We start from the raw sequence: 20,087 nt of genomic DNA, 5'->3' as shown, positions 1-20,087 counted from the left end.
GGATGTTCAACGCCTGTATAACACCCCGGCGAGGCGGAGTCCAGGAGGCGAGTCCTCGACCGCCAAGCCAAGTTGCCTGAAAAGAGGTTAACGGCTATGGTGCGGCCCGGTCTGTCGAAGAGTGACGGAGGAGCCGTGGCCATGGAAGAATCGCAGGCGTCGATGATCGGGCAAGGCGCGAAGCCGCGGACGCGACGCGACGGCCCCGTTTCGGCCGACACGGCGACGGGCCCGGCGAGGCCCCGTCGCCTGGCGCGCCGCAAGAAGTTCGCATTCGCCGCGATCCTGCTGGGCCTGGCGTGGGCCTCGTGCGAGCTGGCGGCCTGGCCGCTGTTCCGGCTGGCGACCGGCCAGCCCTTCTCCTGGACGGCCCTGCAGGACGAGCGTCGGGAGCGGGCCAACCGGCCCCCGGGAATCGGCGGGGCGATCTCCTCGCAGGTCCACCCTTACGTCGGCTACGTCCGCGACCCCCGGCCCGACAGCGGGATCGTCCGCGAGAGCGACGGCCGCACGATGCCGGTCTCGAACTTCGGCTACGTCGACGACAAGGACCCGATCCACAAACGCGGGCCCGGGAAGCTGATCGTCGGGATCTTCGGCGGCTCGGTCGCCTCGTACTTCGGGGTCAACGGCGTGCATCGGCTGGAGGAGGCCCTACGCCGCTCCCCCGAGTACGCCGACAAGCAGTTCGTGTTCGTCAACGCCGCCCTCGGCGGCTACAAGCAGCCGCAGCAGCTGACCACCCTGGCGTATCTGACGGCCCTCGGGGCCGAGTTCGACGTCGTCCTGAACATCGACGGCTTCAACGAGGTGGCACTCCACGAACTGGAGAACTCCGGGCACCACGTCTTCCCGGCCTTTCCCCGAAGCTGGCACGCGCGCGTCGGCGGCAACGACCCGGCCAGCGGCTCGGCGCGGGCCGAGCTGAACGGACTGGAGGAGCGGCGGAACGCCTGGGCCCGGTGGGCCTCCTCGCCGCCGTTCCAGTGGTCGATCCTCGCCAACCTCGTCTGGAAGCTCCAGGACCGCCGCCTGGAATGGGCGTCGTACTCGATCGTCAAGGGCCACCAGGAGCTGCAAAATCGGGGCGGGCCGTACGTCGCCACCGGACCCGCGCGCGAGTTCGCCGGCCGCGACGAGCTGTTCGAGCACCTGGCCTCGATCTGGTCGAACAGCTCCCGGGCCATCGACGCCCTCTGCCGCCAGACTGGGACCCGCTACTACCACTTCCTCCAGCCGAACCAGTACGTCGCCGACTCCAAGCCGATGGACCCCGCCGAGAGGAGCCTGGCCTTCAACGCGGAGCACCCGTACCGGAAGGGCGTGCAGGCCGGCTACCCGCTCCTCCTGCGGGAGGGTCGCGGGCTTCGCGAGCGCGGCGTGGCCTTCCACGACCTGACCGCGATCTTCCGCGACCATCCCGAGTCGCTCTACATCGACGACTGCTGCCACTACAACCAGGCGGGCCTTGAGATCCTGGCCGAGGCCGTCGCCCGCGCGATCCTCGACGATCCGGCGGCCGCCCCGAAGCCCTGAGGTCAGTTGTAGGTGAAGTGGACGGAGGTCGTGCAGGCCCTGTCGACCGTCACCCGGACCCAGTGGGCCGAGTAGCCGTCGGGGAAGACGTGGAAGTCGTACCCCTTCGGGGGGACCGTGATCGACCGGTAAGTGTTCCACGAGCCGTCGCCCAGGAAGTCGACGTCGACGGTGTACGTCACCGGATGCGGCGAGTCGTGCGACAGGTGGAGGACCTTCTTGTCGAAGCCCGTCATCAGGTAGGGGTCGGACACCGCGCCGTCCTCGACGGGATCGTTCCACCAGGGGCCCCCCCAGCCGGTGGGCTTGCCCATCTTCCAGAGGTCGTCGATGCTGCCGAACCAGAGCCCGGACTGCGGCTGGCCGACGCCGTTGTCCGTCTGATCGCTCGCCAGCACGAACAGCCCGTTCCAGTGGACGAAGTCGGGGACCACCCGCAGGTGCGCGGCGATCGGCCGGACGCCCCAGAGCTTGCCGCCGTAGTGCTTCCAGGGCATGTCGTAGAAGAGGCCGAACGCGTCCATCAGGTAGCGTTCGGTGGAAGCCTCGCGGATGCGCATCCATTCCGTGCACCACTGGTGGTCGAAGGTCTGGCTCGACTTGGGGAGCCGATACCGCGACCATCCTCCGCGGTCGAGCACGCGGAGGATCGCCGACCGCTTGTCCCACCCGAGCGCGTACAGCGGGTCGTCGGGAGAGTAGCGGCCCGCCACCTCGACGAACGGGTTCTTCTCCAGGATCGTCCACTTCTCGCCGTCCCACTCGGCGAGCCGGCCGGCCTCGCGGTCTCCCAGGAACTCCTTCTCGTCGTACGAGTTGTTCGCGACCACGAGCCGCCCGTGGGCCGTGTGGGCGCCCTTGAAGTGCTTGTAGCCGTCGATCCCCAGCTCCTTGATGAGGTCGAAGAGCTGTCGGGACTGCAGCGTGTTTAGGTCGGTCTCGAAGAGGAGGCCCTCCGTCGTCAGGAAGTAGACCTTGTTCTCCGGGTCGGTCAGGTGCCTGGCCGTGGCGGTGAGCCGGTGCTTGGCCAGCTCCTTGATGGTCCGGACGTTCCCGTGCTCGTCGATCAGGTGGGGGCCGAGGATCGCCTGGTTCGTGCCCCAGTGGATCATCCGATTCGCGAAGGTCCCGGTGACGGACTCGGGATGCAGCCGGAACGCCATGTCCTCGCGGATCTCGAAAAGGCCCAGCCCGGAGCCGGCGATGTGGGCGACGTAACCGACCGCCCATAGCCGGTCGGCCCAGGGGATGAGGGCCCCCACGCCGGTCTCGGTCCGGCTCCCGGTCCCGGGCGCCTTGATCGCCATGTGCGGGAAGACGCCGCCGACGTTCAGCTCGGAACGCCGCCAGGCGAATCGGAGGTCCTCGGGAGGAGCGACGGCCTCGGCGGCCTGCGGACCCTCCTGTGCCGTCAGGCGGGGGACGACGAGAGTGAGGGCCGCGAGGAGGCAGCCGAGGAAGATCGCGGACGGTTTCATCGGGGTCCTCCCAGCGGAGCAGTCGGTCGGTTCAGTCCAGGGGCCGCGACGCGCCTTCGCGCCCCGCCCGGTGGAGATGCCAGGCGGTGTTGACCAGGCCGAGGTGCGAGAAAGCCTGGGGAAAGTTCCCGAGCTGGCGTCGGGCCTTCACGTCGTACTCCTCGGCGAGCAGGCCGACGTCGTTGCACACGGCCAGGACGCCCTCGAAGATTCGCTTCGCATCGTCGAGGCGCCCCATCAGGGCGTAGTTGTCGGCCAGCCAGAACGTGCAAAGGAGGAAGGCCCCTTCGGTCCCCTCCAGGCCGTCGACCCCCGACTCGGTCCGGTAGCGGTCGACGAAGCCGCCGTGCATCAGCTCCTTCTCGATCGCAGCGACGGTCCCCACCAGGCGCGGGTCGTCGGGCGGGAGGAAGCCGACCTCCATCATGACCAGGACGCTGGCGTCGAGGTCTTCCGAGTCGTACGACTGCGTGAAGGCGTTGCGGCGCTTGTTGAACGACCGGTCGCAGATCTCGGCGTGGAGCTTGTCGCGAAGCTCCCGCCAGCGGTCGACGTGGCCGGCGAGGCCGAATCGCTCCACGTCCTTCACGGCCCGGTCGAATCCGACCCAGGCCATCAGCTTCGAGTGGGTGAAGTGGCGGCTCTCGCCCCGGACCTCCCAGATGCCCTCGTCCGGCTCGCGCCAGACCTGTTCCAGCCGGGCCAGCAGTTCGCGCTCGATCCGCCAGTCGTCGGCCTCCGCCGACATGCCGTAGTGGCGGGCCAGGTGCAAACAGGCCATCGCCTCGCCGTAGACGTCGAGCTGGAACTGGTCGTAGGCGCCGTTGCCGATGCGGACGGGCCGGGAATCCTCGTAGCCGGGGAGCCAGGGGAGTTCGGTCTCGGGCAGCCGACGCTCGCCGGCCAAGCCGTACATGATGTGCACTTCCTCACCCTTGCCGGCGACGGCGCGGAGCAGCCACTGCCGCCAGGCGTCGGCCTCGTCGCGATAGCCGCTCTGGAGCAGGGCGGTCAGGGTGAAGGTCGCGTCGCGGAGCCAGCAGTAGCGGTAGTCCCAGTTCCGGATCCCGCCGATCGTCTCGGGGAGCGACGTGGTGGGGGCGGCGACGATCCCGCCGGTCGGCTGGTAAGTCAGGGCCTTGAGCGTGATCAGCGAGCGGATGACGGCCTGGCGATACGCGCCGCGGTACTGGCAACGGCCCGCCCACTCCTCCCACCAGCGGGCGGTCGCCTCGATCGCCGCGACGGGATCGACCGGATCCTTGATCGCCAGGTGGGACGGGTGCCATGTCAGGACGAAGGGGACCTTCATCCCCTCGTGCACCTCGAACTCCGCGCGGGCCGTCCAGTCCTCGATGGCGACGGGGGCGGGGCCCGACAGGTGCAGGGTCTCCGGGCCGCAGACGGCGATCACGCCGCGCCCGTCCTCCGAACGGACCCACGGGGTCGCGCTGCCGTAGTCGAACCGGGGGCGGAACTCGGTGCGGAATCGGACCGCGCCGCGACGGCCCTCGACCATGCGCAGCACGTCGGCCGCATCGTCCAGCATCGACATGCAGTCGACGACGACGGCCTCACCGTCCTCGGTCTCGTACAGCGTCTCCAGGATCAGGGTGTCCCCCCGGTAGGAGCGGGTGATCCGCTTCGGCTCGGCCACGGGCGCGAGCAGCCAGCGGCCGTGGTCGGGCGTCCCCAGGATGGCGGCGAACGCGGCGGGGGAATCGAACCGCGGGAGGCAGAGCCAGTCGAGCGAGCCGTCCTTCGCCACGAGCGCCGCGGTGCGGCAGTCGCCGATGAGCGCGTAGTCTTCGATCAGCTTGGCCATGGGGATTTCCGGATGGGTACGTTGCGAGGGAGCGGGAACAAAATGGGCCTCCCTGGGAGCACATCTCGGGCCGAGCCATCGCAACCGGGCCGACGGCGCGGCAGAACCCGGTCGCGGACGGCCTCGAACCGCCGGGGAGTCGCTTCCGGACGCGGGGGTCGTTAAGCTGGATACGGCGGGATTCGCTGATGAGACGCCCCGCCGGAGAATCGACGAACTGGAGATTGATGATGCGACCTCGCGATGAAAACACGCGCCGGGGGTTCCTGAAGACGGCGACGGCGGCCTCGGCCGTCACGATCCTTTCCCGAAGCCCCGAGGCCGAGGCGGCGGCCGAGGCCCTCGCCGGGGCCGGGCCGAACGACAAGGTGCGGATCGCGACGATCGGCATGGGGATCATCGGCTTCATCGACACCGACTGCGCCCTGAAGGCCCCCGGCGTCGAGCTGGTCGCCGCGGCCGACCTCTACGAGGGCCGCCGGACGCGGGTCAAGGAGAAGTACGGCGACCACGTCGCCACCTGCGTCGACTACCGCGAGATCCTCGATCGCAAAGACGTCGACGCGGTCCTGCTGTGCGTCCCCGACCACTGGCACGCCAAGATGTCGGTCGACGCCATGAAGGCGGGCAAGGCCGTCTACTGCGAGAAGCCGATGGTCCAGACGCTGGCCGAGGGGCCGGACGTCATCAAGGTCCAGCGGGAGACCAAGGCCGTCTTCCAGGTCGGCAGCCAGTTCGCCAGCTCGGTCGTCTTCGAGAAGCTCCACGAGATGATCGCCGCCGGCGCGATCGGCAAGCTGAACGTGGTCGAGGCCCGCTACAACCGCAACTCGTCGCTCGGCGCCTGGCAGTACACCCTGCCGCTCGACGCCTCGCCCGAGACGGTCGACTGGGACCGCTTCCTCGGCCAGGCCCCCAAGCGGCCGTTCGACGCCACCCGCTTCTTCCGCTGGCGGAATTACCAGGACTACGGCACGGCCGTGGCCGGCGACCTGTTCGTCCACCTGCTGACCGCCATCCACCGCGCCACCGACTCGATCGGCCCGAACAAGGTCGCCGCGATGGGCGGCCTCCGCTACTGGGACGACGGCCGCGACGTCTACGACGTCATCCTCAGCCTGCTCGACTACCCGGCCGTGGAGGCCCATCCCGCCTTCACCGTCTCGCTCCAGTGCGACTTCGAGGACGGCGGCGGCGACGCCACCTTGTTCCGGTTCGTGGGCGACGAGGGGGTCATCTCCACCGACCTGGCCTCTCTCAAGCTGGAGCGGACCGGCATCACCTGGCCGACTCCCGAGCAGGAGCTGAAGGGCTACAACTCCGTGCAGACCTTCTCCCAGGCCCAGCAGGACGCGATCGCCGCCAAGCTGGCCGCCGAGCCGAAGAAGGACCGCAAGAAGTCGGCCTACGACGGCGCCCAGACCTTCAAGCCGCCGGCGGGCTACGACCCCCGCTTCGACCACTTCGTCAAGTTCTTCACCTCCGTCCGCCAGGGCGAGCCGGTCTACGAGGACGCCGTCTTCGGCTACCGCGCCGCCGCCCCGGCCCTGCTGTGCAACACCAGCCTTTATGAGAGCAAGCTCATCGGCTGGGACCCCAAGGCGATGAAGGTCACCGGCTGACGCCCACGGCCGGCGGAGATTGGGTTCGTTCGCGCACGCCCGAGAACGAACCCAATCGACGCAAACCTTTTTCGCGGAATCTCTTAAGCTCATACCCCGGCTTCCCGAATTGGCTTCGTTCGGCGCGTTTTCCCACCCGGGAATCGGCGAAGATCGGCGTGAGTCGACGCATCGCGCCTCCCCGAAGGCCCGCCCGAATCCGCCGACGCGAACGGTCAGCGCGCACGAGGGCTCAACGAGAGGATGGTCCGCGATCGCCGCTTCGGGATGGCGGACGCGCGATTTCGACGGAATCACCGAGGTGCTCGGCGGCCTCGGAGGCTCTCCGGGAACAACGCTCGCTGATCGAGGCCGCCCCGGTCGTCGAACGGGATCGGCAGGAAGTCGGTCTCGAAGTCCAGGCTGGGGTGGGCTTCGACCTCAGCGGCGAGTGGTCGGGTGACCCAGAGCGTCGTCAACTCCAAGGTGTTGGGGATCAGGGCCATCCGCGCCTCGGCCGGGTCGATCCGCCAGCAGGTGTCGAGGCAGGCGGAGACGACCTCGCGGTCCGTCGGCATCGCCAGGGGGACGCGGGCGCGGGCGAGGAAGTTGCTGGTGAAGCTGTTGACCCAGATCGGCGTGGGGTCGATCGCCCGCACGAGGCGTTCCGTGGTCAGGTCCGCAAAGCCGACCCCGAGTGCGTTGCCTCGGGATTCCTCGGAGACGTCGAGCACCGCCAGCCGGGTGATGACGGGCGCGGGGTGGTCGCGCGTCGTCTCGACGCGGAGCCGGCCGATCACGTTCGGGTCCATGCCGGTGCCGCTATAGTTCTTGCCCAGCTCGCCGACGATCAGGACGTCCAGCTCGGCGAACGGGAGGCCGGGCATGAGCGAGCGGGCCTCGGCGAGCAACGTCGGCTCGACGGCCAGGATCTCCTCCGGCTCGACCGCGACGATCCGCGCGGGGCGGTCGTCGGCGTTCTCGACAATCGCCAGGCCGAGCGCGACCGGTGTCCTTTGCAGGAGGAAGGCCCCGACCTCGGGCAGCAGCTTGACGAGCCCGGGCAGCCCCAGCTTGTGGACCTGCGCCGCCCCCTGACGCTTGCCCAGGCCGATGGCCAGCATCTTCAACAGGCCGCTCTCGTAGTCCCCCGTGAACGACGTGTGGGGCTTGATGCGGTTGAGCACGACGATCCCATGGGCGTCGAACGCGTTGCGGTCGAAGTGGATCGGCAGGCCGAACGCGTTGGTCCCCAGGACGACCGTGTCCATCTCGCAGCGGACGGGACAACCGACGCTCGCCTCGGTCACGCCGAGTTCCGCCAGCAGTCCGCGCTGGCCCTCGGCGGTCCCGCCCCCGTGGCTCCCCATGGCCGCGACGACGAACGGCCGGAAGCCCAGCGACCGCAACGCCTCGATGACCGCCCGGACGATCGGGACGAGGTCGGCGATCCCCCGGCTGCCGACGGTGACCGCGACCCTCCCACCCGCCGGGACCCGAGCGACGATCCCGCTGCCGATCACGACGCGGGCCGCGGCGGCGGCCGGGTCGTCCACCTCAGGATGGTTGAAGTTCTGTCTTACCTTGGCAATCGGGGGGAAGTTCATGTCATGGGGACTGGTCGACACATGAGGTTCTCGTCGAACTCCTCCCAGTGCCGCCGGTTGATCAGGATGATGCCGGTCTCTCGATCTCATGGAACCGCCGGTCCCGTTTCAGGACTCATTCTTCGTTTCGCCCGGCCAGGCTCAATCCTCGACGTGGGGGGTGATCGGCGAGAGGAACGGGTCGAACCGGTCCTGGAGTCGGCCCCGGGCGACGACGATCGCCCGATACCCGTCGAATCGATCCCGCCCCGGTTCCTCGTCGTCGTACCAGTAGACGAGCCCATGACTGCCGGGCAACTCGGTCGCGATGTGACGAAGCACGTGGAGCAGCGAATCATGCTCCTCGCCACGGTGGTTCGCGCTCCCCGAGCACTGGAATACCAGTGAGAGGTTGACGGCCTGGACGCTCCCCTCCGCATTTGGCTTGCAGGTCAGCCGCTCGCCGATGAGGCTCCGGAGTTCGCCCGCCTTTCGCTCGAGAGAGCCGCAGTCCGATTCCTCGGTCGACTCGCTCAAGACGATCCAGAGGTGATAGCCGTACAAGGTCGCCCCCGCGATCGTAACACCCGGCCGCCCGGACCGGGCCGTTGTCGGCCCGAGGTCCTGACCGAAACCGGAGCCCGCGAGGACATCCTCGCATCCGACCCCCTCCCCGTGCCAGACGAAGCACTGCGGGCCGCGAAGGAATCAAGGGGGCGAGTTGAGCGGTCGCATCACGGTTCGAAACGCCGAAGCCCCTCGCACGTCGGTGACGGCGAGGGGCTTCCTGGCGATTAGCGGGTCGCGGTCGCGACGGGGGGCGTCAGGCGTCGCGGCGGTTGCGGCGGCGCTGGACGATCCCGGCGGCGGCGATGATGCCGGCCCAGGCGAGGACGGTCGACGGCTCGGGGACCGGGACCTCCTGGATCGGGCCGCCCTCGGAGGCGTAGGCCGAGGGGTAGACGATCTGGGGGTTGGCGTTCTGGAGGCTGACCAGCTTGTTGGTCCACTTCTCGGTGGTCAGCACGACGATCGTGCCGCTGGTGGCGCCGGCGCCGAGCGGGTCGCTGGCCTTGTTGGCGTCCAGGTACTGGAAGGTCAGGGCGCCGGTCTTCTCGCCGGGGAGCCAGGCCACCGAGCTGGGGATCTGGATGCCGGCCATGTTGGCGGCGGCGACGGGCGTGCTCAGGCCGCCGACCGTGCCGTCCTTCACGACGAAGACGGCGCTGCCGGGGCCGCCGGTGCCGAGCAGGTCGGCCCGGGTCGGCGTGGAGTTGAACTGCAGCGAGGCGCTGTTGACGGAGCTGGGCTCGCCGCTCTCATCCTTCACGTCCTTGACGCCGAACTGGTAGGCGTAGGCGTAGAGGCCGGCGTACGCCCCGGTCCCTTCGAGGACCTGAGACTGCACGACGCCCGTCAGGGGCGTGTTGATGAACCGGTACTCCGCCGTGATCGGCGGGGCCTCGGCGATGGGCTTGAACAGGCTGTTGAAGTCGGAAGCCGAGATCTCGGGGGCGTCCAGCTGCTGGACGATCGGGGCGGCCTTGGCGTCCGAGCCGGCCGCGCTGAGCAGGAGCCCGGCCCCGAGGGCGAGAGCAAGCGAAATCTTGTTCATTCGAGTCGATCTTCCAGGGTTGATCCGGGCCGTCCGTCGCAACACGGACGGCCCCGTGCGAGTCGATCCATAACTCGCCGACCGGAGAACGTCTCCGGGCGGTACCCGCGCGCCGCTGTCGGGTCGAAGCGGGTCGGGAGGAATCGAACCGGCGATCCCCGCCGCGACTCCCCTCTACTCAATGGCAGACCGCAGTCCCGCCGACGTTGTTGGATATCATCGGGCTGAGACGAAGGGGGAAACTATCAGGAAGGCTCAAGTCGGTCAACACGACTTTAAGCATCCAGCCAACGCCCGCAATCCGGGGGATTTTTGGGGTGCGCCGAAGCGAATCGAAGAGGCTCCGAGGCCGAATCGATGCGGCTCCAGGCCCTTGCCGGGGGCCTTTTTCGTCAGATGACGCGCGTACGGCCGGCTTTCGGCGTCACGGCCCCCGGCTCGCCCCGAACCTGTCCTGGGCGACCGGCGGACTCTCGCCCACATCACCCCGCCATCCGACGACCGAGGATGCAGACTCATGAAGGACCACGCCCCGCCCTCAGGACCGCCTCCTCGGAGCATTCGTCTGCGAGCCACCGTGCGGTCCGTGATGGTCTGGGTGGCCCTCGGCTCCCTGCCGATGGCGTACACGGGTACCTACCACCGCCTCTCGCGGCGAGGGATGCAGGAGGCCCGCGAGTTCGGCCTGCCCGGCTTCCTTTACGTCCCATTCAGGGAGGCCGCCGATTCCGAGGACCTCACACGCCAACAATTGCTGGCGATCCTTTACGCGCCGCTGAACTGGATGGATCGGGCCTTCTTCGACGCGCCGGGCCCGGTCGTCTGCGTCATGTGGCGTCTCAGCGGGTGAGCCGAGGGCCGAGGCCTCGCTTCCACTCCCCGCGTCAGGCGCGGGAAAGCGGGGGCGACTCGCTCTCGCGAGGTGCGGCCAGCGGGGATCGCGCGGCCTCCGTCGAGGCCGGGAAGGTGGACGGCCCGGGATGGGCCGCCTCGCTCGTCGCGGTCGGGCTAGGGGCAGCCACGGTCGGGGAGGGCGGCGGCGCGGGCTCGGTCGCCGTCGGGACCGGGGTGGCGGCGTCCGGCTGGACTTCGAGGTCGTCGGGGGGGATGGGCAGGTCGTCCTCGGCCACCAGCACGGGGGGACCGACGGGGAGCCCGGCCCGCTGGTGTCCTTTGTAATGGCGGTACATCAGGAGGCCGGCGACGCCGACCGCGATGGCGATCGCCAGCCACTGCTGGGCCTCGTGCAGCCCCTTCTCGATCTGGTGGGCGAAAAGATAGCCGAGCCCGAACATCAGGCTGGTGCTGAGCAGGGCGGCGACGAGGTCCGTCAGCAGCAGCTTGAGCGGGGGGAGCTTGAGGATTCCCGCGGTCAGGTACGCGGCCGTCCGGAAGCCGACCGCGAACCGGCCCAGGATCAGGATCTTGAATCCGTGGCGGTGGAAGTAGCCCTTGATCTGCGCCTCGCGGGGCTTGGTCAGCAGTCGGCGCGTCAGGCGGAGGCTGAGGACCCGCTCGCCGAACCGGTATCCCACGATGTAGACCAGGAAGTCGCCCAGGAGCACGCCGAGCATGCAGGCCGAGAACGCGATCGGGCCCGACATCTTGCCGTTGCGCGACAGGATCGCCGCCAGCAGGACCGGGGCCTCCTCCGGGATGGGCAGGAAGCCGCCCGCCACCAGGGTCAGCGCGATCCCGATGTACCCGAGTTGTCCGATCAGCTGCTCCGTCAACCCCGGCTCCTGACTCCGTCGACGCGATCCGCCCCGGCGCGAGCGCGGGCTCGCGTCCAACCCTTTGGTATCACAACGCGGCCGGTGCGTCGAGGCCCGACCCGACGGGGCGCGCGCCCGCGATCCGGCCCGGGGCGGCCACGGCGAGACCCCGCCGAGGTGGGCCGAACCGCCTTGACCGAGATCGCGGCCGGGGGTATTTTGCCCACGGCCCAGGATGGGTTTCGATCATCAGACAGCCGAGCCGCCTCCCCCCCTTCTTCGTCGATCGGGAGGCCGGCCGACGGCGAGGGGGGCCGCCCGCCCGTTCGGGCCGCGGTCCCGCCGAGGTTCTCAAGGAGGAGGACGAGCATGTCCGACAAGCGACGATCCGAGGGACGTCGACGCGCCTGGGGGCGCGGGCCGATGATCCTGCGATTCGACTCCCTCGAGAAGCGGGAAGTCCTGTCGGCCGCCGGGCATGGCATGCCCGACCTCGTCGGTTCCTCCTTCGTGGCGGTCCAGAACGCCGACTGGGGCGAGACCGTGACCGCCACCGGCCAGATCACCAACCAGGGGGACGCCGACGCGACCGGGTCCTTCAACGTCGCCATCTACGCCGGCAGCCGGTCGACGATCGGCCGCTACTCGGTTTACCTGGGAGAGGTCACGGTCCCCGAAGGCCTCGCCGCCGGCCAGTCCGTCCCGTTCACTACGACCATCAAGCTGCCGTCCAACCCGGTCCCGGGCATGGGCTCCTCGGGTCTGCTGAACCTGGGCCTCAAGGTGGATTCCCAGCGGAAGGTGGCCGAGGCCAACGAGCGGAACAACGCCGGCGTCGGCCCCGGCTACGACCAGGCGGTCGTCTCGATCGCCCCCACGCAGCCGGCCCAGCTCATCGCGACTTCCGTGGGGACCTACCCGACGTCGGCGATCTGGGGCAAGTCGCTCTCGGTGACCACGCAGATCACCAACCGTTCCTACGGGGCCGCCCCGGCGACCCGGGCCCAGGTGATCCTGACGCCCGCCGGGCTCCTCCAGGGGACCGGCTCCGACGTCACCATCGGCAGCATCACCGTGCCGGCGATCCAGCCCTGGCAGACGGTGAACGCCGAGCGGACCTTCACGCTCCCGCCGCTTCCGCCGGTGCTGCTGGCCGGCGCCACCGACTTCACTCTGACGATCCTGCCCGACGGCGACTTCCTCACGAACCCGGTCGGCCCGCACTTCGCGATCGGCGGCATCGGCGTGGACCAGGCGTCGATCCACATCTACCCGCCGGCCGGCGAGTCCGCCGCCCCGGTGCACGAGACGCTCCCCGACCTCGCCGTGGGGACCGTCTCGCCGTCGAGCGGCGACCTGGTGTGGGGGGGGAGCTTCGACGTCAGCACGAGCGTGCAGAACATGGGGACGATCGACCCCGGGCCGTTCCGCGTGCGCTTCCTCCTGGTGGGCCCCAGCGGCAACACGACCCGGACGATCTTCCTCGGCGACGCCGTGATCCCGGGCCTCGCGCCGGGGTATCTCCAGCCGATCACCCAGACCGTCTCGCTCCCCAGCCGACTCCCCTCGGGGATCCTCCTCGACGGGATGGGGACCGCCAAGATCGTCGCGATCGCCGACCCCGAGAACGCGATGAACGAGACGTTCAAGAACAACAATACGGCGACTTCGGCCCCGGTTTCGCTCCGTCTTCTAGGTGCCAGCGGGACGTCCTTCGTCCCCAACACGCCGGATCCGGAAGTGCTGCTCACGGTGAATCGCCCGAGCCTCGCCAAATACCAGAAGGCCCAGAAGCTCGCCCAGGCCGCCGCGAACACCCAGAACGGCCAGGCCGCGCCGACCCGCAAGCTGTTCCGTCGGCCGCCGCCGAAGGTCAGCAGCGACCGGGCGCTGGGGATCTTCCCCAAGTCCATCGGCACGTTCTTCGACGACCTCTTCTGATCCGGGCGACCCGAAGCCGCACCCCGATCGCCGGGTCTTGCCCAATTCCCGCAGGTTCCGGACGAGCGTCAATCGACACAACCCTGGCAGATTCCATGGATTCGGCGGTCGCTCGGATCGCATTCCGGGAAACTTGAGACAAAATGGAAAATAGCTAGGCGGTTTGTTGAAGAGCGGTAAGATCGCGAGTATGCTTGCCTCGTCTGATCCTTCCTTCATCGTAGGAAGGGTTTGTCAGGCCCGGCGTCCGGTCTCCGCCCAGGGTCGGCATCGGTCGACTTCTCCTGAAGTCTTGCTCACTGAGGATCTTACGATGGCCCAGGACCGGACAGACGCACAAGGCTCCTCGACCGCGGCGCGGACGGCGACGCTCGCCGACGCTCGCTTCGTGCCGCGCCAGTATGAGCCCAACTATGCCTACCCGCTCCTGGTCCTGCTCCACGGCAAGGGTGGCGACGAGGATCAGCTCATCCGGGCCATGCCCGCCCTGAGCCGTCGGAACTATGTCGGCCTCGGCCTTCGCGGTCCCGTCCCCGTCATGAAGCGGGAGCGGCTGGTCGGCTATTCCTGGGGCGGCGATTTCGAGGTCCCCGAGCGTTCCTGCTTCCGGCGCGGCCCGGACCTGGGCGAGGCCGAGCGATTCCGTCGGGCGATGTTCGAGCCCGAGTTGGACCCGATCACGCGGCTCGAAGAAGGCCTCTTCGCCAGCATCCGCGAGACCCGGAGCAAGCTCCACGTTCATTCCGAGCGGATCTTCCTGGTCGGCTGCGGGGAAGGGGCGGCGGCGGCCTACCGACTTGGCCTGAGCTTCCCGGACCGGTTCGCCGGGGTCGTGGCGATCAACGGCTGGCTCCCCGGGGATTTCCGGCCCCTTGCCCGGTTCGACGCCTGTCGCGACTTCCCGGTCCTGGTGGTCCATGGCGCCTGGAACGCCCGCGTGCCCCTGTCTCGCGCCCGCCGCGAGGTCTCCACGCTCCGCGCCGCCGGCCTGCGGGTCGCCTTCCAGTCATACCCCTGCAACCACCGCCTGGATCAGGACATGCTCGCCGACGTCGACAACTGGCTCATGACCCGCTGCACCGGCCAGCCCGCCATCTGATTCCCCCCTCGCCGCGGGTTGGTGTACAATGGGACGCCGAGCCTCGGACGTCCCGCCCAACCCGGAGAGACTCCCCCGACATGGACGGCGAGTTCGCCTGTCCCGAGTGCGGCCAGACCGTCAAGGTGCGACGCCTCGGGCCCGGGCGGCAGGTCCGCTGCGGATTCTGCAACCGGCTGCTCGAGGTCCCGTTCCTCCCCCGCGTCGACGGGGGATGGAAACGCACCCGTTTCACCCGGCCGCGGTGGGTGCCCTGGGCCTGGTGGACCCTCGCCCTGGCCCTCATGGGCGTCGTCGGCACGGCCGGCGTCCAGCTCCTCGTGCGCGGCGAGCGGGCGGCGCGGGTGCGAGCGATCGATCGCCTCATCGAATCCTCGAAGGCCCACGAGGCGGAGGGCCGGCTCGACCTGGCCCTGATCGACCTCGACTCGGCGCTTGAGGTCGCCCCCGCGATCGGCGAGCCCCTGGACGATGCCAAGTCCGTCCGGGAACGGCGTCGGGACCTGGCGCGCCGGGACGTCGGCGAGGTGCTCCGCAAGCTGGAATCCGAGGCCGACGCGACGAAACCCGTCGGGGGGTGGTTGAATCTCGTGGCCCGCGTCGGCGCGGATCGCGACCTCGCCCCGATCCGCAAGGAGGTCGAGTCGCGGTTCCTCGAAGTCCTGAACGCGTGGGTCGATGAGGCCGCCCGCCGCGCCGCCAAGGAACCCGACCCGAATGCGGCGTTCGTCCTCTGCGGCGAGGGCGCCGATCTGGCGATCCACCTGCCGCCGCCCGATCAGGAAGCGGCCCAGGCCCGCCTCCGCGACATCGTTGCGGCGCTCGTCGGCCGCTCGGGCGTGGTGGTCGAGTCCGCGCCGGGGGAATACGTCGTCGGGACGCCCGCCGGCTACGACCAGACGTTCCGTCCCCAGGCCGTCGAAGCCCTCCGGGCGAAGGGCTACCTCCCCCCGCCGAAGACGAGCCGCTGGAGCGACCTCTGGTCGGCCGCGCCGTATCGCTTCGTCTACACGATCCGCGAGCGATACGAGGGGACGTATCTCGGCACCCAGAACCGCCTCGCGCGCATCGAGGCTCGTCTGACGCTCGTGGACCGGGGCCGGGAGTCCTGGTCGACCCAGCCGAACGCCCGCACGATCGTCCCGGTCCCGAACCTGCCGTCCTACCTAGCCGGCCGGCTGGCGCTGAGCCAGGACCGCAACGAGGAGGCCGAGCGGCGGCTCTACGACAACGCACTCTCCCAGATCCGCGACCGCTTCCGCCACGCCCTGGCGATCATTCCCGCGCGGCCCTCGACGGCCGCGGTCGGGAGGTCCGGCGGCGGCTGAATCCCGCCCCGGCTCGGCGGTCGCGGTATGATGTTTTGACCGGACGCCATACCGTCGATTATGATTTCGAGGGCCGCGATCGGGCCGGAGCCCATCCGGGCGGGCCGTGGAGCCGCCTTTCCGTTCGGGACCAGGACGCGCCATGCACATACCGGACGTTCTCATCAATCCCGGGCCCTCGATCGCGACGACGGCCGTGGGTGCGGCGGGCCTGGCCTACGCGCTGCGCCGGGTCGAGGAGCGTCACGGCCCTCGGGCGACCTCGCTGATGGGGATGTCGGCCGCCTTCGTCTTCGCGGCGCAGATGGTGAATTTCCCGGTCGGCCCCGGGGTCTCCGGGCACCTGCTGGGCGGCGTGCTGTCGGCCGTGATCCTGGGCCCCTGGGCCGGCGCCGTGGTGATCGCCGCCGTGCTGATCGTCCAGTGCCTGCTCTTCCAGGACGGCGGCGTGACGGCGCTCGGGGCGAACTTCGTCAACATGGGCCTCATCGGAGCGGTGGGCGGTTACGCCATCTACGGGCCGATCCGACGCGCGCTGGGGGGACGTCGGGGCATCCTGATCGGCTCGATGATCGCCGCCTGGTTCTCGGTCCTGCTCGCCGCGGGTGCCTTCACGATCGAACTGGCCGCGGGGGCGGGCCGGGAGGACTTCTTCCGCGTGCTGAGCTGGATGGCCCTCGTCCACGCGGCCATCGGCGTCGGCGAGGCCCTGATCACGGGCCTGGTGGTCCGGGTCGTGCTCCTGACCCGACCCGAGTTGATCGAGCATGAAGGGGAGGGCCGAGACGAGGCCGACCGGCCTTTCGCTCGCGCGCCGGGATGGGCGTCGACCATCGTCGCGGGGCTTGGGGTGGCGCTCGGGGTCGCGGTGTTCGCCTCGCCGTTCGCCTGGGACCGGCCCGACGGCCTGGAGTTCGTCGGCGAGAGGCTCGGCTTCCTGCCCGAGCCCGAGGCCCCGCCGATCCTGGCGGCCCCGATGGCCGACTATCAGGCGCCGGTCCCGCCCGGTCTGGGCGTGGTCGACGAGGTGAAGCTGGCCACCGCCGCCGCCGGCCTGGTCGGGACGCTGGTGGTCTTCGCACTGGCCTGGACGATGTCGCGCGTCTTCGTAGCCGGCGACTCCCGGCCGGACGGGGTGATGGTCGATGTCGCCTGACGGCCCGCTCCATCGCCTCGACGCGCGGGTGAAACTGATCGCGGCCGTCGGCTTCGTCGTCGCCGTCGTCGCCCTCCGGCCGGGCTCCTGGCGGCTGCTGGGGGGCCTCGCCGCGATCCTGGCGGTGATCGTCGCGGCGTCCGGGGTCTCCCCGATGCGGCTGCTGACGCGTTGGCTGGGCTTCGCCGTCGTGGTCGGCTTTCTGGCGGCGTTGACGTCGCGGAGCCTGGCCGAGCGGACCGGGCTGAGCCCCGCGCTGGTCGTCGCGGACCTCCTGGCGCGGAACAGCCTGGCGATCGTCATGATGATGGTCCTGGCCCACGTCACGCCCTGGACGAAGCTCCTGGGCGCGATGCGGCGGCTGGGCCTGCCCGCGGCGCTGGCGACGACGCTCGCTTTCATGTACCGCTACCTGTTCGTCCTCCGGGACGAGCTGGACCGCATGACCACCGCCCGCCGCGCGAGGAGCTTCCGGCGGACCGGCCTGAGCTTCGGCACGCTCGCCGGGCTGATCGCCGCCCTGCTGTCCCGCGCGCTGGAGCGTGAGGAACGCGTCTTCGAGGCCATGACGGCCCGGGGCTGGGACGGCACACTCCGCACCCTGGACGACTAACCCGTGGCGACGAACGACGCCGATCCCGCCCCGGCCGTCCGCCTTGGCGGCCTGACCTACGACTATCCCGACGGCCGCCGCGCGCTCGACGGGGTAGACCTGGCGATCGCGTCCGGCGAATCGACGGCGCTCGTCGGGCCCAACGGCGCCGGCAAGAGCACGCTGCTCCTCCACCTCAACGGGTTGCTCCCCGGCCGGCGGAAGTGGGGCCGCTCCAACCCCTCGGTCTGGATCGACGGGCTCGACGTCGCCCGGAACGCCGCGGCGGTCCGGCGCAAGGTCGGGCTGCTATTTCAGGATCCCGACGACCAGCTCTTCTCGACCTCGGTCCTCGAGGACGTCGCCTTCGGGCCGCTCAACCTCGGCCTCGGCAAGGCCGACGCCCGGCGCGTGGCGCTCGAATGCCTGGCCCGCGTCGACCTGGAGCACGCCGCCGAGCGGCCCCCCCACCACCTGAGCTTCGGCGAGCGGAAGCGCGTCTGCCTGGCGGGCGTCCTCGCCTGCGAGCCGTCCGTCCTGGTCCTCGACGAGCCGACCGCGAACCTCGACCCGCGCGCCCGGCGGCGCTTCCTCGCCCTGATCGCGTCCCTGCCCGTGACCAAGCTGATCGCCACGCACGACCTGGAGATGGTCCTGGAGATCTGCCCGCGGACGGTCCTCCTCGACGCCGGCCGGATCGTCGCCGACGGACCTTCGCGGGAGATCCTCGACGACGGCCCGCTGCTGGAGGCGCACGGCCTGGAAAAGCCCCTCAGTCTGGCCCTTTCGAGCCTCGACCGGCCTCACTGCACTTTCCGGGATTTTGTGAATGGTAAGGACGAATAGGCCCCTGACCGGTACCGCCCGGTCAGGTCCCCTGTTCTGGATCGGGATAGAGTCTCTGCGACGAGGCGCACCACCCTACGATGAGGTCCATCGTATCCAGGATCGCGTCGTAGCCGGTCTCATCATCGTCGCAGGCGTGCCGCTCGCGAGCGGCATCGAAGAGTGAGAGGAGTTCTGCCTGCGACATCCCGCCGTCTCGTAGCTCTCGGGCGAGTTCCGGCAGGCTGCCCTTCGGCGGCACCGCCGCGAGGGCAGCCTCCACGCGATCCATTGGCGAAGCTGGTTTCATAAGGGCGAGCCCAACGAGCATCGGATAGACGAGGGCCGGCCCGACCGGGACGATGGCGGTTACCATGCCAGCCAGACACCCCGAGCGGAGCCGGCCCCCGATGACATCTTCTCACCCGACCCCCGCCCCGTGCCAGTGGTTCACCCGGCTCGCCGACGCCCTCGACCGCCGCTCCGCCCCGAGGCTCGCTCGCCTGTTCATCGGGGCCGTCCTGGCCCGGGGCCGGCGGACTGTCACCACATGGATCTGGCCGGCAAGCTCAGCGGTCAGTACCAGCGCTGCTACGTCGCCGTCGCGGCGGCCGGCAAGCGGGCCGATCGCATCGCCCGACGCCTGCTGACCGAGGTGGTCCGGCCGCTGCTCAAGGGGGCCACGCGGCTGACCCTCGCCCTGGACGACACCCCCACCAAGCGATATGGCCCGCAGGTGCAGGGCGCCGGCGTCCATCACAACCCGACCCCCGGCCCGGCCGGATCGCCCTACGTCTACGGGCACGTCTTCGTCGTCCTGGCTCTGCTCGTGGCCCATCCGGCGTGGAGAGTCGTCGCCCTGCCGCTGCTGGCCCGGCTCTACGTCCGCAAGGTGGACCTGCCGGGCCTCGATCCGAAGCATCGGCCCGCGTTCCGCACCAAGCTGCAACTGACCGTCGAATTGCTGCGGTGGGCCAAGCCGTGGCTGGACCTGCTGGGGTTGCCGATCTGGGTGGTCGCCGACGGCGCCTACGCCAACAAGGAGTTCCTCAAGCCGGCGAAGGCCCTGGGCATGACGGTCGTCAGCCGGCTCCGCAAGGACGCCGCCCTGCGGAGCGTCCCCGGCCCACGGCCTGCGGGCAAGCGAGGCCGCCCCCGGACCTACGGCCCGGACGTGATTGAGCTGGCCAAGCGGGGTGGCCAAAGGCGCGGCTGGTCCACTGAGACGCTCACCCTGTACGGGGTCGCCACGGTCAAGAAGCACAAGACGTTCCTGGCGACCTGGCGTCCGGCCGGCGGGGTGATCCGGGTGGTGCTGGTGGACGAGCCGACCGGCTGGCGGGCGATCTTCTGCACCGACACCTCGGCGAGCGTCGCCGACATCCTGGGGACGGTCGCCGACCGGTTCAGCCTGGAGATCACCTTCCGCGAGGTCAAGCAGGTCGTCGGGGCGGGCCAGCAGCAGGTCCGGTTCTTCTGGGCGAACATCGGGGCGTTCCACGTCTGCCTATGGACGTTCACGATGACCGAAGTATGGGCCTGGGGTCGGAAGGAGGAGGAGGAGTTAGTAGACCGCTCGGCCTCGTCGTGGGATAAGGCGTCACGCCGTCCGAGCCACGCGGACAAGCGGCGGGCCTGGCGTCGCGAATTGCTGGGAGAGGAGATCCGTGCGACTCTACGCCCGGGGGCTACCGAGGCAGAAATTCAGGCCACCGCCGAAAGGCTGCTCAGCCTGGCCGCATGACATATACATTCACCCGGAAAGTGCAGGCCTCAGTGAAGGGTCCGAA

At 69.7% G+C, this 20,087-nt stretch carries 16 protein-coding genes and 1 pseudogene; 10 read left to right on the top strand and 7 right to left on the bottom strand.

Annotated features, from left to right (window positions below; all coding sequences use genetic code 11):
- The first annotated feature begins 141 nt into the window (after nucleotides 1-141).
- Nucleotides 142-1,536: an SGNH/GDSL hydrolase family protein gene (locus G6O68_RS00955; RefSeq protein WP_165243857.1), complete on the top strand. Its 1,395-nt coding sequence runs from the start codon at nucleotides 142-144 to the stop codon at nucleotides 1,534-1,536.
- 2 nt (nucleotides 1,537-1,538) lie between these two features.
- Here G6O68_RS00955 and G6O68_RS00950 read toward each other — a convergent pair whose 3' ends face one another.
- Together G6O68_RS00950 and G6O68_RS00945 are read right to left on the bottom strand one after the other, a co-directional pair.
- Nucleotides 1,539-3,014, bottom strand: coding sequence for a hypothetical protein (locus tag G6O68_RS00950; protein WP_206107979.1), 1,476 nt, complete (start codon nucleotides 3,012-3,014; stop codon nucleotides 1,539-1,541).
- Between the two features lie 31 nt (nucleotides 3,015-3,045).
- Nucleotides 3,046-4,839 (bottom strand): glycoside hydrolase family 15 protein, encoded by a 1,794-nt coding sequence (locus tag G6O68_RS00945; protein ID WP_165243855.1) that lies wholly within the window; start codon nucleotides 4,837-4,839, stop codon nucleotides 3,046-3,048.
- 227 nt (nucleotides 4,840-5,066) lie between these two features.
- Between G6O68_RS00945 and G6O68_RS00940 the strand changes: the two genes are divergently transcribed.
- Nucleotides 5,067-6,461 carry a Gfo/Idh/MocA family protein gene (locus tag G6O68_RS00940; protein WP_165243853.1) on the top strand — a complete coding sequence of 465 codons (1,395 nt, stop codon included), beginning with the start codon at nucleotides 5,067-5,069 and terminating at the stop codon, nucleotides 6,459-6,461.
- 293 nt (nucleotides 6,462-6,754) lie between these two features.
- Here the strand turns inward: G6O68_RS00940 and G6O68_RS00935 are convergent, their stop codons facing one another.
- The 3 genes from G6O68_RS00935 to G6O68_RS00925 form a co-directional block, all read right to left on the bottom strand.
- Nucleotides 6,755-8,068, bottom strand: coding sequence for a lactate racemase domain-containing protein (locus tag G6O68_RS00935; RefSeq protein ID WP_240910894.1), 1,314 nt, complete (start codon nucleotides 8,066-8,068; stop codon nucleotides 6,755-6,757).
- Nucleotides 8,069-8,188: 120 nt separating this feature from the next.
- The gene (locus G6O68_RS00930) at nucleotides 8,189-8,590 is read right to left on the bottom strand and encodes an Imm7 family immunity protein (RefSeq protein ID WP_165243851.1); all 402 of its coding nucleotides are present in this window, start codon (nucleotides 8,588-8,590) and stop codon (nucleotides 8,189-8,191) included.
- A gap of 259 nt (nucleotides 8,591-8,849) precedes the next feature.
- Entirely contained in the window at nucleotides 8,850-9,641 is a 792-nt protein-coding gene (locus G6O68_RS00925) for a hypothetical protein (protein ID WP_165243849.1), read from the bottom strand.
- A 577-nt stretch (nucleotides 9,642-10,218) separates the two neighbouring features.
- Between G6O68_RS00925 and G6O68_RS00920 the strand changes: the two genes are divergently transcribed.
- Nucleotides 10,219-10,491 carry a hypothetical protein gene (locus G6O68_RS00920; protein ID WP_165243847.1) on the top strand — a complete coding sequence of 91 codons (273 nt, stop codon included), beginning with the start codon at nucleotides 10,219-10,221 and terminating at the stop codon, nucleotides 10,489-10,491.
- A 34-nt stretch (nucleotides 10,492-10,525) separates the two neighbouring features.
- Here G6O68_RS00920 and G6O68_RS00915 read toward each other — a convergent pair whose 3' ends face one another.
- The gene (locus G6O68_RS00915; protein WP_165243844.1) at nucleotides 10,526-11,374 is read right to left on the bottom strand and encodes a DedA family protein; all 849 of its coding nucleotides are present in this window, start codon (nucleotides 11,372-11,374) and stop codon (nucleotides 10,526-10,528) included.
- Nucleotides 11,375-11,725: 351 nt separating this feature from the next.
- On the opposite strand from G6O68_RS00915, the gene G6O68_RS00910 reads away from it, so the two are divergent.
- The 6 genes from G6O68_RS00910 (at nucleotide 11,726) to G6O68_RS00885 (ending at nucleotide 18,318) form a co-directional block, all read left to right on the top strand.
- On the top strand, nucleotides 11,726-13,297 hold the full coding sequence (locus G6O68_RS00910) for a CARDB domain-containing protein (RefSeq protein ID WP_165243841.1): 1,572 nt from the start codon (nucleotides 11,726-11,728) through the stop codon (nucleotides 13,295-13,297).
- Between the two features lie 313 nt (nucleotides 13,298-13,610).
- Complete coding sequence (locus tag G6O68_RS00905) at nucleotides 13,611-14,396, top strand: alpha/beta hydrolase (RefSeq protein ID WP_165243839.1); 786 nt, start codon at nucleotides 13,611-13,613, stop codon at nucleotides 14,394-14,396.
- 80 nt (nucleotides 14,397-14,476) lie between these two features.
- Nucleotides 14,477-15,724, top strand: a complete 1,248-nt coding sequence (locus G6O68_RS00900; protein WP_165243837.1) for a hypothetical protein — start codon at nucleotides 14,477-14,479, stop codon at nucleotides 15,722-15,724.
- Nucleotides 15,725-15,866: 142 nt separating this feature from the next.
- A complete protein-coding gene (locus G6O68_RS00895) occupies nucleotides 15,867-16,880 on the top strand; it encodes an energy-coupling factor ABC transporter permease (RefSeq protein WP_165243835.1) in 1,014 nt (337 codons plus the stop codon).
- Nucleotides 16,870-17,493 carry an energy-coupling factor transporter transmembrane component T family protein gene (locus tag G6O68_RS00890; protein WP_165243833.1) on the top strand — a complete coding sequence of 208 codons (624 nt, stop codon included), beginning with the start codon at nucleotides 16,870-16,872 and terminating at the stop codon, nucleotides 17,491-17,493. Before G6O68_RS00895 ends, G6O68_RS00890 begins: the two co-directional genes overlap by 11 nt.
- Before the next feature lie 3 nt (nucleotides 17,494-17,496).
- Complete coding sequence (locus tag G6O68_RS00885) at nucleotides 17,497-18,318, top strand: energy-coupling factor ABC transporter ATP-binding protein (RefSeq protein WP_165243831.1); 822 nt, start codon at nucleotides 17,497-17,499, stop codon at nucleotides 18,316-18,318.
- A 22-nt stretch (nucleotides 18,319-18,340) separates the two neighbouring features.
- Here G6O68_RS00885 and G6O68_RS00880 read toward each other — a convergent pair whose 3' ends face one another.
- Nucleotides 18,341-18,673, bottom strand: a complete 333-nt coding sequence (locus tag G6O68_RS00880; protein ID WP_165243829.1) for a hypothetical protein — start codon at nucleotides 18,671-18,673, stop codon at nucleotides 18,341-18,343.
- 34 nt (nucleotides 18,674-18,707) lie between these two features.
- Between G6O68_RS00880 and G6O68_RS00875 the strand changes: the two are divergent.
- A pseudogene (locus tag G6O68_RS00875) lies at nucleotides 18,708-20,041 on the top strand (IS701 family transposase).
- The last annotated feature ends 46 nt before the right edge of the window (nucleotides 20,042-20,087 follow it).

Source organism: Paludisphaera soli, assembly GCF_011064595.1.
Lineage (GTDB): Bacteria > Planctomycetota > Planctomycetia > Isosphaerales > Isosphaeraceae > Paludisphaera > Paludisphaera soli.
The sequence above is the reverse complement of the archived record's forward strand: the minus strand, read 5'-3'. Positions and strand labels throughout refer to the sequence as shown.